We start from the raw sequence: 14,354 nt of genomic DNA, 5'->3' as shown, positions 1-14,354 counted from the left end.
TGAAATCTTATGTTGCAAGTATCGCAACCGCCTGGGCCTAAATGAAAAGGGCGGCCCGAGAGCCGCCCTTCGTCAAATCCGGATGCCGGAATGAACAGTCGCAATAAGGCTAAGGCCTTATCACATCATGTCCATGCCGCCCATGCCGCCCATGCCGCCCGGCATGCCGCCAGGAGCGTCCTTCTTCGGCAGCTCGGCGATCATAGCTTCGGTGGTGATCAGCAGCGAAGCAACCGAAGCTGCGTTCTGCAGAGCCGTGCGGACAACCTTGACCGGGTCGACGATGCCCATGGCGATCATGTCGCCATATTCAGACGTCTGAGCGTTGTAGCCGTAGTTGTCTTCGTTCTTGTCGAGAACCTTGCCGACAACGATCGAAGCTTCGTCACCAGCGTTTTCAGCGATCTGGCGAACCAGAGCCTGCAGCGCACGACGAATGATGTTGATGCCAGCTTCCTGGTCCTGGTTCTCACCCTTGACGGTGATCTTCGTGGAGGAGCGCAGCAGAGCGATACCACCGCCCGGTACGATACCTTCCTGAACAGCAGCGCGCGTCGCGTTGAGAGCGTCGTCGATGCGGTCCTTCTTTTCCTTGACTTCGATTTCCGTCGAACCGCCAACGCGGATAACGGCAACGCCGCCAGCGAGCTTGGCAAGACGTTCCTGCAGCTTCTCGCGGTCGTAGTCCGAAGTGGTTTCTTCGATCTGAGCCTTGATCTGGGCAACGCGGCCTTCGATGTCGGACTTCTGGCCAGCGCCGTCGACGATCGTGGTGTTTTCCTTGGAGATCGAAACCTTCTTGGAACGGCCGAGCATGTCGAGGGTAACCGACTCGAGCTTGATGCCGAGGTCTTCGGAGATGACAGTGCCGCCCGTCAGGATGGCGATGTCTTCCAGCATGGCCTTGCGGCGATCGCCGAAGCCCGGAGCCTTGACGGCAGCAATCTTCAGGCCACCGCGCAGCTTGTTGACGACGAGGGTCGCAAGAGCTTCGCCTTCGACGTCTTCAGCGATGATGAGGAGCGGCTTGCCGGTCTGAACGACAGCTTCGAGAACCGGAAGCATTGCCTGCAGGTTCGAGAGCTTCTTCTCGTGGAGCAGGATGAACGCGTCTTCGAGATCGGCGATCATCTTTTCCGGGTTAGTCACGAAGTAGGGGCTGAGGTAGCCGCGGTCGAACTGCATGCCTTCGACGACTTCGAGTTCGGTTTCGGCGGTCTTGGCTTCTTCAACCGTGATGACGCCTTCGTTGCCGACCTTCTGCATGGCTTCAGCAATATCGAGACCGATCTGCTTTTCACCGTTTGCCGAGATCGTGCCGACCTGTGCGACTTCTTCCGACGTGTTGATCTTCTTGGCCTTGGCCTGGAGATCCTTGACGACTTCAGAAACAGCAAGATCGATGCCGCGCTTCAGGTCCATCGGGTTCATGCCGGCTGCAACTGCCTTGGCGCCTTCGCGAACGATGGCCTGGGCGAGAACGGTTGCAGTCGTGGTGCCGTCGCCGGCGATGTCGTTGGTCTTCGAAGCAACTTCACGGACCATCTGGGCGCCCATGTTTTCGAACTTGTCTTCGAGTTCGATTTCCTTGGCGACCGTGACGCCGTCCTTGGTGATGCGCGGTGCGCCGAAGGACTTGTCGATAACGACGTTACGACCCTTCGGGCCGAGCGTTACCTTGACTGCATCGGCGAGGATATCGACGCCACGAAGCATCTTTTCGCGGGCGTTGCGGCCGAATTTTACTTCTTTAGCTGCCATGTCTAAAAACTCCTGAATTCGCATTGTCCGGGTTTATGGCCCGTCAGCTGTATCGGAAAAGGGGAAACCGGCTGGATTAGCCGATGATGCCCATGATGTCGGCTTCCTTCATGATGAGAAGGTCTTCGCCGTCAAGCTTGACTTCGGTGCCCGACCACTTGCCGAACAGGATGCGGTCGCCGGCCTTGACGTCCAGCGGGATGACCTTGCCGGACTCGTCACGAGCGCCGGAGCCGACGGCGACGATTTCGCCTTCCTGCGGCTTTTCCTTGGCGGTATCGGGAATGATGATACCACCCTTGGTCTTTGCTTCGGACTCGACGCGACGAACGACGACGCGGTCATGAAGGGGGCGGAAATTGGTGCTTGCCATTGTCTAATCCCTCGATCAAATGACTTCACGGATCAGCGGGGGATCCGTATGGGGCTTGTTAGCACTCAGCCTCGGCGAGTGCTAGCGACGGAGATTTAGGGATGGGCTCCAAACGAGTCAAGGACGCTCGTGACGAATTTTTTAGCAAAAAGCGAAGGCAGAGAGCGTTGACTGGCGCGGCCGGAGTTTCGACGACGGGCGACATAGCGCCTAAACCGGTCTTTTCTGAGGCTGTACGCGTCTCGGCGCGCATCGGCGTTCTGAGCTTTGGCGGCCCCGCCGGGCAGATCGCGCTGATGCATCGCGTTCTGGTCGATGAGAAGCGCTGGGTCGATGAGGAGCGCTTCCTGCATGCGCTGAGCTACTGCATGCTGCTGCCGGGACCGGAGGCGCAACAGCTCGCCACCTATATTGGCTGGCTGCTGCATGGCTGGCGCGGCGGCCTGGTCGCGGGGCTCCTGTTCATCCTGCCGGGCTTTGTCGTCATCCTGGCGCTCTCGGCCTTCTATGCCCTGTTTCACGACACCAGCCTGCTGGCGACCGTCTTCTTCGGCATCAAGGCCGGTGTGCTGGCGATCGTGCTGCAGGCGCTGATGCGGCTGAGCAGCCGGGCGCTGAAGACGCGATTTCATGTCGGCATCGCGCTCGCGAGCTTCCTTCTGCTGTTCGTCTTCGACCTGCCGTTTCCGCTTGTGGTGCTTCTGGCCGGTCTTGCCGGCTATGGCCGGGTACTCCACCGCGCCTACCGCGACGATCAATGGCGGCCGCGATTGCCTCGGTTTGCCCTCGCCGGCATCGGCAAGGGCGCTCTGCGAAGCGTCGGCGTGCGAAAAACCCTTCTCACCCTTCTATGCTGGCTGGCGATCTGGCAGGCGCCGCTCTTGCTCATCCACGGCTTGGATGGACCGAAGGATGTCATTGCCGAAACGCTGAGCGGCGAAACCAATGTCTTCGGTGCGATCTTCTCCTTCTTTTCCCGCATGGCGGTCGTCACCTTCGGCGGCGCCTACGCGGTACTGGCCTATGTGGCGCAGACGGCGGTGCAGCACTATGCCTGGCTGCGGCCGGGCGAGATGCTGGACGGTCTGGCGCTCGCGGAGACGACACCGGGGCCTCTGGTGCTCGTTCTCTGTTTCGTCGGCTTCATGGCCGGCTTTCGCAATCCTTTCGGCTTCGATCCGCTGACGGCGGGTTTCCTCGGCGCCAGCCTTGCGGCCTGGGCGACGTTTGCGCCGAGCTTCCTCTTCATCTTTGCCGGCGCGCCCTATATCGAGCGGCTGCGCGGTCACGCGGGCCTGTCGGCCGCCCTTGCGGCGATCACCGCAGCGATCGTCGGCGTCATGGCCAACCTGTCGCTTTGGTTTGGCCTGCATGTGCTCTTTGCCGATGTCGGCCGGCTGGTCCTTTGGAGCCGCCGTGTCGGGGTCCAGGGTAGCGACTATGTCAATGTCCCGATCGCCGGCATCGCCTGGCCGGCCTGGGCGACGATCGACGTCTCGGCGCTGTTGCTTTTCACGCTCGCCGTCGTGCTGGTCTTCCGGCATCGGGCGGGCGTGGCGACTGTGCTTGGGGTCTCCGCTTTGGCCGGCTGTCTGCTCCGCCTTGCCGGCTGAAGCGCATGCGGCGCTTGTGCAATGCAAAAACCTGCGCTGCGCTCTTGTAATTTGCCGGCCGGTTTGCGATGTCAGCCCGTGATTTCTTTGAGTGCGAGGATTGCATGGGCAAGCGTATCGAAAGCTTTCGCGAGATCGGCGGACATTATGATGTCGCGCTCTGCGATGTCTGGGGTGTGCTGCACAATGGCGTCTCCGCCTATCCGGACGCGCCGGCTGCTCTGCAAGCCGCACGCGATGAGGGCCTGACGGTCGTCCTCATCACCAATTCCCCCCGTGTCGCGCCGAGAGTGGTCGAGCAATTGCGCCAGATCGGCATTCCCGACAGCGCCTATGACCGCATCGTCACCTCTGGCGACGTCACCCGCCGCCTGATCGCCGAGGGACCGAGGAAGGTCTTCCTGCTCGGGCCTGAGCGCGACACTGGCATTCTCGAGGGGCTGGACGTGGTGCGCGTCGAGGCGGAGGAGGCCGAGAGCATCGTCTGCACCGGCTTCTTCGATGACGAGACCGAGACGCCCGACGATTACACCGAGATGCTGACGGCCTGGGTGGCCCGCAAGGTGCCGTTGATCTGCGCCAATCCCGATCTGGTGGTCGAGCGCGGTCACCGCATGATCCCCTGCGCAGGCGCCATGGCCGCCTATTACGACCGGCTCGGCGGCGAGACGCGAATTGCCGGCAAGCCGCATCAGCCGATCTACGACGCCTCGATCGCCGCCGCCCGCGAGGTTCGAGGCGAATTCCCGCTATCGCGCGTTGTCGCCATCGGTGACGGCATGCCGACGGATGTACGCGGCGCGCTCGATTACGGTCTCGATCTTCTGTATATCAGCCATGGCATTCATGCCCGCGAATATGTCGTCGACGGTCACACCGACGAGGCAGCGCTTGGCGCCTTCCTGGCACGCGAACAGGCGTCGCCCAGGTGGTGGATGCCCCGCCTTGTCTGAGGAGAGTGGTAGCCGATGACCGTTTTCCATCGCAACGAAACCCGCGAGCCGCTGCCCGACACTCTGAAGGGCGGCGTCATCGCCATCGGCAATTTCGACGGCGTGCATCGCGGCCATCAATCCGTGCTCGATCGCGCGCTGGAGATCGCCCGGGAGCGCGGCGTGCCGGCGCTGGTTCTGACCTTCGAGCCGCATCCCCGCACCGTCTTCAAACCCGATCATCCGGTCTTCCGCGTGACACCCGCGCCATTGAAGGCGCGCCTGCTCGAAGCAATGGGCTTCAACGCCGTCATCGAATATCCTTTCGACCGGGCCTTTTCGCAGCGCTCCGCCGACGAGTTCGTCCATTCGATTCTGATCGACTGGCTGCATGCGTCCGAAGTCGTCACCGGCTTCGATTTCCATTTCGGCCATGATCGTCAGGGTGGCCCGGCCTTCCTGATGAATGCCGGCAGCAAGCATGGTTTCGGCGTGACGCTGATCGACGCCTTCCGTGATGAAAATGCCGACGTGGTCTCGTCGAGCCGCATCCGGACGTTGCTCACCGAAGGGGAGGTGGCCGAGGCCGCCGGCCTGCTCGGCTATCGCTATACGGTCGAAGCCGAAGTGATCGGCGGCGAACAGCTAGGCCGTACGCTCGGCTTCCCGACTGCAAACATGCGGCTGCCGCCGGAAGTGGAATTGAAACCCGGCATTTACGCCGTGCGCTTCCGCGCCGCCGATGGGATCATCCGCGATGCCGTTGCCAGCTATGGCCGGCGTCCGACCGTCACCGACAATGGCGCACCGCTGCTCGAAACCTTCGTCTTCGACTTCAGTGGCGATCTTTACGGCCAGATCTGTTCCGTCTCCTTCTTCGGCTATCTCCGCCCCGAACTGAAGTTCGACGGCCTCGATCCGTTGGTGGCGCAGATCAGGAAGGACGAAGAAGAGGCGAGGGCGCTGCTCGCCGGCGTCCGGCCACTCGGAGACATCGACCGGGCCATCGCCTTTTCCTGATGTTGCGCAAGGGGTTGGGTGGGTAGAGTTTCCGCGCTGCCGCCGCTTTTTGCCTCGCGCCAAACGTCATCGTTTTCCGCCCTGTGTCATTGCCTATGCAGCTTGGCTCTACGCTCGATTTCGGGCGTGCATGCAGCGCCGCTGACAAGCTGTTGAATTCATGTCCGACAAGGGTCATGGTTCGTGGCCGGTTCTTGGGAGGGACAATCGTTGACACTGCGCCACCAGATCATCGCGCTTGCGCTCGTACCTCTCGTTTTTTCGATCCTGGCTATTACCGCCTTCATTACCTGGCAATCGGCCAATCTCACCAGGAGCAATATCGAGACGTTCGAACAGAACATGCTGAAGGCGAAAGAGACGGAAATCGTCAACCTTACAAATCTCGCTGTGTCGGCCATCCAGGTGATCTATCGGGACGCAAAGCCGGACGACCAGGCCGCGAAGGACAAGGTTGCGGCGATCCTGACTTCGCTTGACTACGGTGCGGACGGATATTTCTTCGTCTACGACTATGACGGAAACAATGTCGTGCATCCGCGCGAGGGGTTTCGCAACGGGCGCAATTGGCTCGATTTGACCGATCCTGATGGTGACAGGGTCATCGCCGAACTCATCAAGACGGCAAAAGGCGGCGGTGGCCTGCACCAGTACAAATGGGAGAAGCCTTCCAGCGGCCATATTGCCGATAAACTGTCATTTGTGGTCAGCCTTGATAAATGGCACTGGGTTGTCGGAACCGGCGTCTATCTGGACGATATTTTCACCCAGACTGCGGCGGCCAATGCCGGCATGCGGGCAAACATAAAAAGAACCTTCATCGTCGTCCTACTGATTGCGGTTCCTGCCGTTCTGGTCGTTTTCACGACCTGCATGCTGCTGACGTTCCGCGAGCGGCGGATGGCGGATAGTCGGCTCAAGGAGCTGACGCAGCGTGTCATCGATACGCAGGAGGAGGAGCGCGCACGTCTTGCCCGCGAATTGCACGACGGCGTATCGCAGAATCTCCTCGGAGTGCGCTACGTCATGGATCTTGCCAGCCGCAAGGTCAGGAACCAGGTTGACGATGCTGCCACGACGATCGAGAAGGGTGTGGATGCGCTCAATAGCGCTATCAAGGACATCAGGCGGCTCTCGCATGATCTTCGCCCCCGCGTGCTCGATGATCTCGGCTTAACGGCGGCTCTGACCGCACTCGCGAACAATTTCGCTGAGCGGACCGGGATTGCAACGGAGATCGAATCCGTGGGCTTCGCCAGCATGTTAAAGCCAGAAGCCAGTACCGCGCTCTACCGTGTCGCGCAGGAGGCTTTGAACAATGTCGAACGTCATTCCGGCGCGACGCTTCTCGCGATCAAACTTTGGAGTGAGCGGGGGCGTGCACGCTTGAGGGTTTCAGACAATGGCATGGGCTTTGAGGGCGCGGGAGAAGGCAAGGGAGGGCTTGGGCTGAGGAACATGCAGGAACGGATGGCGCATTTCCATGGTCTCCTTCTCGTTCAAAGCACGGCTGATGGCACGACACTGACGGCGATGTTGCCAAAATCGGCCAATGCTGCGCCGGGCACAAGGGTGGATGCCGCATGACAAGAGACAGGATCAGCGTTCTCCTGATCGACAATCACCCCGTGGTGCTCGATGGACTGAAAGCTGTGCTCGAGACTTTTGATCACATCGAGGTGATTGGTACGGCAAGTCTTGCGCAGGTCGGCTTGGAGATAGCGCGACAGAGGCGCCCGCAAGTGACTTTGATGGACATCAACATGCCGAAGCTCAGTGGTATCGATGCGATCGAACTCTTTCGTCGAGAGCTTCCGGATACGCGGATCGTGATGCTGTCCATGCACGATAGCCGCGAATATATCTCGTCATCGATCATGCACGGTGCCGTTGGATATATTCTCAAGGATGTGTCGACGGACGAAGTCGTCTGCGCGATTGAGACTGTGGCGAGCGGCGGAACTTATTTTTCGTCAGGCGTGCGCGACATATTGATGGCGGACGAGGATCGAATGGAAGCCGACCCTCTGACGCCACGCGAGCGGCACATTCTGGGTTTGATCGTCACAGGCCGGAGCAATCGCGAGATTGCCGAGGAACTCGGGATTACGCCTGCGACGGCCGAAACGCATCGCAAGAATTTGAAGAGGAAGCTCGGCATCGCAACGACAGCCGGGCTGATCCGCTACGCCCTTGACCACGGGATCGCGACGAGAACGGTCTAGCGCCCCTCTACCCACTTATGGGTAGGCCTCGGTACTTCGCGTGTGCAGCTATCTTGTTCAAGCCGCAGGCTCGCCCTAGGACTTCAGCAGCGGCTGGCCGATGGCGGCCGCTGGGAGGAATTTACATCCGTCAGTCCGTTTCCGCATAGCCAAAAGCGCATTGGCTTCGGCCCGCTGGTATTCCATACTGCGGTCACAGACTCACGCACCGCCTTCCACTCTGACAACTGCAACGAGGCGGCGCCTACGCACCGCTTGGGAGGTATCGGAAATGGATAAACGCTTTGGGACGGCGGCCTGCTGGCTGCTCGTCATTCCCTATATCGGCCTGCTCTGGGTCCCCTTCTATAACAGTCATGATCCGGTTCTCTTCGGTTTCCCCTTCTTCTATTGGTACCAGCTTACCTGGGTGCCGATCACCGCTGTCCTGACCTGGATCGCTTACCGGAGCATGCGCCATGATGACTAGTATCGACCCGACGGCACTTGCCGTCTTCATCTTCTTCATGGTGCTGGTAACCGTCATGGGCTTCGTTGCCGCGCGCTGGCGCAGGCCGAAGACCCTTGCTCATATCGACGAATGGGGCCTTGGCGGCCGCAGCTTCGGCACCTGGATCACATGGTTCCTCGTCGGTGGCGATTTTTACACCGCCTATACCGTCATTGCCGTTCCGGCCCTGGTCTACACCGTCGGTGCCTACGGCTTCTTCGCGCTGCCCTATACGATCGTCGTCTATCCCTTCGTCTTCATGGTGATGCCGCTTCTTTGGAGGCGCGCGAAGGATCATGGCTACGTCACGGCGGGCGATGTCGTGCATGGCCAATATGGTTCGCGGGCGCTCGAGCTGGCGGTTGCCGCGACCGGCGTCATCGCCACCATGCCCTATATCGCCTTGCAGCTCGTCGGCATGACGGCAGTGTTCAAGGCGCTGGGACTTCATGGCGAATTCCCGCTCGCCGTCGCCTTCATCATCCTGGCGCTCTACACCTATTCGGCCGGCCTTCGCGCCCCGGCGCTGATCGCCTTCGTCAAGGACATCATGATCTATATCGTGGTGATCGCCGCTATCGCGCTCATCCCGGCCAAGCTCGGCGGCTATGCCAATGTCTTCGCCTCCGCCGATGCGGCTTTCCAGGCCAAGGGGGCCGGCAGCTTGGTGCTCGGTGGTAACCAGTATGTCGCCTATGCGACGCTGGCGCTCGGCTCGGCGCTTGCGGCCTTCATGTATCCGCACACGCTGACCGGCATTTTCGCCTCCAACAGCGGCAACACCATCCGCAAGAATGCGGTGCTGCTGCCGGCCTATACGCTGCTGCTCGGCTTGCTGGCCCTGCTCGGCTACATGGGCCACGCAGCGAACCTGAAGTTGGATAGCCCCAACGATGTCGTGCCGGCGCTGTTCCAGTCGCTGTTCTCAAGCTGGTTTGCCGGTTTTGCCTTCGCCGCCATCGCGATCGGCGCGCTGGTGCCGGCTGCCGTGATGAGTATTGGTGCCGCCAACCTCTTCACCCGCAACTTCTGGAAGGCTTACGTCAATCCGCAGGTCTCCGATGCCGGCGAGGCAAAGGTCGCCAAAATGACCTCGCTCGTCGTCAAGGTCGGCGCGCTTCTCGTCATCATCTTCCTGCCGACGCAGTTCGCGCTCGATCTGCAATTGCTGGGTGGCATCTGGATCCTGCAGACGCTGCCGGCGCTGGTCTTCGGCCTCTATACCAAGTGGTTCCGCGCGCCCGCTCTGCTTGCCGGCTGGGTCGTCGGCTTCTTCGGCGGCACCTATCTCGTCTGGGATGCCGGCTGGAAGCCACTGCACATGGTCTCCCTCGGAGAGACGAGCTTCACCGTCTACACGGGACTGCTGGCGCTGGCCGCCAATATCGTCGTGTCGGTGATCCTCAACGCGGTCATGCCGGCGCGGGCGACAGTACGCGCCTGATCGGACCAGCTCCTCAATCGGCCGCGGGCGGAAACGCCCGCGGCTTTTCTGTGCCTTGTCGCGGTGGATTCCTCTTCCTTTCCGCTCAAAAAGCGCTTATGAACCGCCCATTATGACCCAATTTCGGCTGAGCCTATCGATACGAATTATTGGCCCGGCCTTCCGCGCGCTTTAAGCTGCCGGAAGGTCCGGGTTCTTGGCGCCCGTTCCCGAGGCGCTACCGCCGCCGAAAAAATCCCCCTATGGCTGCGCCTTCTTGGCGCGATATGCCCGAGACGCCGAGGCAATTGTCTGAACCATGACCGATACCGTTGAAAAATTCGACTATTCGAAGACCCTCTATCTGCCCGAGACCGATTTCCCGATGCGCGCCGGCCTGCCGCAGAAGGAGCCGGAGCTGGTCAAGCGCTGGCAGGAGATGGACCTCTACAAGGCGCTGCGCGCGTCAGCCGCCGGCCGCGAGAAATTCGTGCTGCATGACGGACCGCCCTATGCCAACGGCAACATCCACATCGGCCACGCACTGAACAAGATCCTCAAGGACGTCATCACCCGCTCGTTCCAGATGCGCGGCTATGACAGCAACTACGTTCCGGGCTGGGATTGCCACGGCCTGCCGATCGAGTGGAAGATCGAGGAAAAATACCGCGAGAAGGGCAAGAACAAGGACGAGGTTCCGGTCAACGAATTCCGCCAGGAATGCCGTGACTTCGCCGCCGGCTGGATCAAGATCCAGTCCGATGAGTTCAAGCGTCTCGGCATCGTCGGCGATTTCGACAATCCCTATCTGACGATGAACTTCCACGCCGAATCCCGCATCGCCGGCGAGCTGCTGAAGATCGCCAAGACCGGTCAGCTGTATCGTGGCTCCAAGCCGATCATGTGGTCGGTGGTCGAGCGCACCGCGCTGGCGGAAGCCGAAGTCGAATATGCCGATGTTGAGAGCGATACGATCTGGGTGAAGTTCCCTGTCGTCGAAGGTCCGGCGGCACTTGCCGGTACCTTTGTCGTCATCTGGACCACGACCCCCTGGACGATCCCCGGCAACCGGGCGATCGCCTATTCGTCGCGCGTTTCCTACGGCCTTTACGAGGTGACGGAAGCCGCCAATGATTTCGGCCCGCGTCCGGGCGAAAAGCTGATCCTCGCCGACAAGCTCGCCGAGGAAGCCTTCGCCAAGGCAAAGCTGCAGTACAAGCGTTTGCACGATGTAACCGCCGACGATCTCGGCGCGATCACCTGCGCCCATCCGCTGGCCTCGCTTGGCTACGGCTTCAAGGTACCGATGCTCAACGGCGACCATGTTACCGACGATGCCGGCACCGGCTTTGTGCACACGGCACCCGGCCACGGCCGCGAAGACTTTGACGCCTGGATGGCGCAGGCTCGCTCTCTTGAAGCGCGCGGCATCTCTTCGCGTATCCCCTTCACCGTCGATGATGGCGGCTTCTACACCGCCGATGCCCCGGGCTTCGAGGGTGGCCGCGTCATGGACGACAACGGCAAGAAGGGTAACGCCAACGATCTCGTCATCAAGGCGCTGATCGAGACGAATACGCTCTTTGCCCGCGGACGTCTGAAACATTCCTATCCGCATTCCTGGCGCTCGAAGAAGCCGGTCATCTTCCGCAACACGCCGCAATGGTTCGTCTATATGGACAAGGACCTTGCCGACGGCACGACGCTGCGGTCGCGTGCACTCAAGGCGATCGACGATACCCGCTTCGTGCCCGCCTCCGGCCAGAATCGCCTGCGCGCCATGATCGAGCAGCGCCCGGATTGGGTGCTCTCGCGTCAGCGCGCCTGGGGCGTTCCGATCGCGATCTTCGTCGACGATGATGGCGAGATCCTGCAGGACGATGCCGTCAACGCCCGCATCCTCGAAGCTTTCGACGCGGAAGGCGCCGATGCGTGGTTTGCCGAAGGTGCGCGCGAGCGCTTCCTCGGTGAAAAGGCCAACGAGCCGTGGACGCAGGTTATGGATATCCTCGACGTCTGGTTCGACTCGGGCTCGACCCACACCTTCACGCTGGAAGACCGCCCGGACCTGAAATGGCCGGCGGACGTCTATCTCGAAGGCTCCGACCAGCATCGCGGCTGGTTCCATTCGTCGCTGCTCGAAAGCGCTGCGACACGTGGCCGTGCGCCCTATGATACGGTCGTCACCCATGGCTTCACCATGGACGAACAGGGCCGTAAGCAGTCGAAGTCGCTCGGCAACGTCGTAGCGCCGCAGGATGTGATGAAGGATAGCGGCGCGGATATCTTGCGCCTCTGGGTCATGACCACCGACTACTGGGAAGACCAGCGTCTCGGCAAGGCCATCATCCAGACCAACGTCGACGCCTATCGCAAGCTGCGCAACACCATCCGTTGGATGCTCGGCACGCTGGCGCACGACAAGGGCGAAGTGATCGCCTACGCCGATATGCCGGAGCTGGAGCAGCTGATGCTGCACCGTCTCGCCGAGCTGAACGAACTCGTGCGCGAAAGCTACGACGCCTTCGACTTCAAGCGCATCGCCCGCGCGCTCATCGATTTCTCGAATGTCGAGCTTTCGGCCTTCTATTTCGATGTCCGCAAGGATGCGCTTTATTGCGATGCCCCATCGAGCCTGCGCCGCCGCGCGGCGCTTGCCGTCATCCGCACGATCTTCGATTGCATGGTGACCTGGCTGGCACCGATGCTGCCGTTCACGACGGAAGAAGCCTGGCTGTCGCGCAACCCGTCGGCGGTCTCGGTGCATCTCGAACAGTTCCCGGCCGTTCCCACCGAATGGAAGAACGAGGCGCTGGCCGAGAAGTGGAAGAAGATCCGCGCCGTGCGCAGCGTCGTCACCGGCGCTTTGGAAATCGAGCGCAAGGACAAGCGCATCGGCTCCTCGCTGGAAGCCGCGCCCGTTGTCTATGTCGCCGATCCGGAGCTCCTGAAGGCGCTGGAAGGGCAGGATCTGGCAGAGATCTGCATCACCTCCGGCATCACTGTCAATTCTGGCGAAGGTCCGACCGATGCCTTCCGTCTCGATGACGCCGCCAAGGTGAGCGTCGTGCCGGCTCTGGCCGAGGGTCGTAAATGCGCCCGTTCCTGGCGCATCACCACCGATGTCGGCTCCGATCCGGACTATCCGGACGTCTCGGCGCGTGACGCTGCGGCCCTGCGCGAGCTGGCGGCCGTCAACTGAAGAAAATTGCCGGGTGAATTGCCTTCGAGGCGTTCATCCGGTAAAAGCTGCCTGAAAATGGCCCGATTTTTGCGGCAGTTGGCATGAATTGGGGTCTGCTATAGATGTACCGGCATGGCTGGGAAGGGTTTTCATGAGAGCGATGCATAGGGTTCGTGTTGGCGTCAGCTTGGCGGCACTCGTGGTTGGCTGCGGTCTGATGTCCGGCTGCTTGAGCAGCCCGCGTTACGGCACGGACAAGACCGCCGGCGTGCAGCTTCTCGACGACCTCGGCGATATCGCCTCCGTTTCGGCCGCCACGCCGAAGGACAAGCAGGTGAAATATCCGAACCGCCCCGGCCTGGTTCTCCCTGCTGAAAACCAGAGGGAAGACCTGACCGCGCCGCAGCAGACGCTGGCGAGCAAGGATAACCCGGCCTGGCTGGAATCGCCGGAAGATGCGCGCAAGCGCCTGGCCGAAGAGGCCGACGAAAACAAGAGCAACGTCAACTACCGTTCGCCGCTCGCCCAGGCTGACAGCAGCCGCAATCGCAAGACGGAAGCGGAGCAGACGGCAGCCTACCGCGCCGCGCGTCAGGATCAGGCCGGCACTTACGACCAGCGCCGTTATCTGATCGACCCACCGCAGCAATATCGCCAGGTCTCCGATCCGACTGCGTTGAACGATCTCGGCACGCCGGAGAGCAAGAAGGAAAAGCAGCGCAAGAAGGACGCCGAGGCAGCGCAGCAGAGCAACAACAGCAGTTGGTGGAAGCCGTTCCAATAAATCTTCTCGTGCATGAAGCGGCGGCCTGAACCGCCGCTTTTTTAGTCTTCCTGCCGTTTCAGTTGAAAGAATTCCCTGAGAATCTCAGCCGCATCCCGTTCGGCAATGCCCGAATAGACTTCCGGCGCGTGATGGCAGGTCGGCTGGCGATAAAAGCGCACGCCATTATCCACCCCGCCGCCCTTCGGATCTTCCGCGCCGTAGTAAAGTCGGCGGATGCGGGCAAATGAGATCGCCGCCGCGCACATGGTGCATGGTTCCAGCGTCACATAGAGATCGGCGCCCGTCAGGCGCTCCTGGCCGAGCGTCTCGCAGGCGATGCGGATCGCGGCGATTTCGGCATGGGCGGTGACGTCGTTGAGCTCGCGGGTGCGGTTGCCGGCCTTGGCGATGACGGCGTCGTCGAGCACGAGAACAGCCCCGATCGGCACTTCACCACGCGCGCCGGCACTGCGTGCTTCGGCGAGCGCCAGCTCCATGAAGTGATTTGTATTCGCCATTTTAGATTTTCCACTTAACCGCAGGGGCGTGACCTGATAGGAACACGCC

Annotated in this window: 12 protein-coding genes; 9 read left to right on the top strand and 3 right to left on the bottom strand. The window is 61.1% G+C overall.

What is annotated here, in order from left to right; genetic code table 11:
* Positions 1-120: 120 nt before the first annotated feature.
* Together groL and groES are read right to left on the bottom strand one after the other, a co-directional pair.
* On the bottom strand, positions 121-1,761 hold the full coding sequence (groL, locus tag AB6803_RS21000; RefSeq protein WP_371110702.1) for a chaperonin GroEL: 1,641 nt from the start codon (positions 1,759-1,761) through the stop codon (positions 121-123).
* A 76-nt stretch (positions 1,762-1,837) separates the two neighbouring features.
* Positions 1,838-2,134, bottom strand: a complete 297-nt coding sequence (groES, locus tag AB6803_RS20995) for a co-chaperone GroES (RefSeq protein ID WP_368510427.1) — start codon at positions 2,132-2,134, stop codon at positions 1,838-1,840.
* Positions 2,135-2,301: 167 nt separating this feature from the next.
* Here groES and chrA point away from each other — a divergent pair, with 167 nt between their 5' ends.
* The 9 genes from chrA to AB6803_RS20950 all read left to right on the top strand — a co-directional run bounded on the left by chrA (position 2,302) and on the right by AB6803_RS20950 (position 13,805).
* Positions 2,302-3,747: a chromate efflux transporter gene (gene chrA / locus AB6803_RS20990; RefSeq protein ID WP_371110701.1), complete on the top strand. Its 1,446-nt coding sequence runs from the start codon at positions 2,302-2,304 to the stop codon at positions 3,745-3,747.
* 104 nt (positions 3,748-3,851) lie between these two features.
* Positions 3,852-4,700 carry a TIGR01459 family HAD-type hydrolase gene (locus tag AB6803_RS20985; protein ID WP_371110700.1) on the top strand — a complete coding sequence of 283 codons (849 nt, stop codon included), beginning with the start codon at positions 3,852-3,854 and terminating at the stop codon, positions 4,698-4,700.
* 15 nt (positions 4,701-4,715) lie between these two features.
* Entirely contained in the window at positions 4,716-5,699 is a 984-nt protein-coding gene (locus tag AB6803_RS20980) for a bifunctional riboflavin kinase/FAD synthetase (RefSeq protein WP_007699815.1), read from the top strand.
* 210 nt (positions 5,700-5,909) lie between these two features.
* A complete protein-coding gene (locus tag AB6803_RS20975) occupies positions 5,910-7,286 on the top strand; it encodes a cache domain-containing protein (RefSeq protein WP_371110699.1) in 1,377 nt (458 codons plus the stop codon).
* A complete protein-coding gene (locus AB6803_RS20970) occupies positions 7,283-7,924 on the top strand; it encodes a response regulator (RefSeq protein ID WP_371110698.1) in 642 nt (213 codons plus the stop codon). The genes AB6803_RS20975 and AB6803_RS20970 overlap by 4 nt, the downstream gene beginning before the upstream one ends.
* A gap of 271 nt (positions 7,925-8,195) precedes the next feature.
* Complete coding sequence (locus tag AB6803_RS20965) at positions 8,196-8,393, top strand: DUF3311 domain-containing protein (RefSeq protein WP_371110697.1); 198 nt, start codon at positions 8,196-8,198, stop codon at positions 8,391-8,393.
* Positions 8,383-9,858 (top strand): monocarboxylate uptake permease MctP, encoded by a 1,476-nt coding sequence (mctP, locus tag AB6803_RS20960; RefSeq protein WP_371110696.1) that lies wholly within the window; start codon positions 8,383-8,385, stop codon positions 9,856-9,858. The genes AB6803_RS20965 and mctP overlap by 11 nt, the downstream gene beginning before the upstream one ends.
* A 298-nt stretch (positions 9,859-10,156) precedes the next feature.
* Positions 10,157-13,039 (top strand): isoleucine--tRNA ligase, encoded by a 2,883-nt coding sequence (ileS, locus tag AB6803_RS20955; protein WP_371110695.1) that lies wholly within the window; start codon positions 10,157-10,159, stop codon positions 13,037-13,039.
* 133 nt (positions 13,040-13,172) lie between these two features.
* Complete coding sequence (locus AB6803_RS20950) at positions 13,173-13,805, top strand: hypothetical protein (protein ID WP_371110694.1); 633 nt, start codon at positions 13,173-13,175, stop codon at positions 13,803-13,805.
* 41 nt (positions 13,806-13,846) lie between these two features.
* Here AB6803_RS20950 and AB6803_RS20945 read toward each other — a convergent pair whose 3' ends face one another.
* Positions 13,847-14,305 (bottom strand): nucleoside deaminase, encoded by a 459-nt coding sequence (locus AB6803_RS20945; protein WP_371110693.1) that lies wholly within the window; start codon positions 14,303-14,305, stop codon positions 13,847-13,849.
* Between the last annotated feature and the right edge of the window lie 49 nt (positions 14,306-14,354).

It is taken from the genome of Rhizobium sp. RCC_161_2 (genome assembly GCF_041355235.1).
Classification (GTDB): domain Bacteria; phylum Pseudomonadota; class Alphaproteobacteria; order Rhizobiales; family Rhizobiaceae; genus Rhizobium.
The sequence above is the reverse complement of the archived record's forward strand: the minus strand, read 5'-3'. Positions and strand labels throughout refer to the sequence as shown.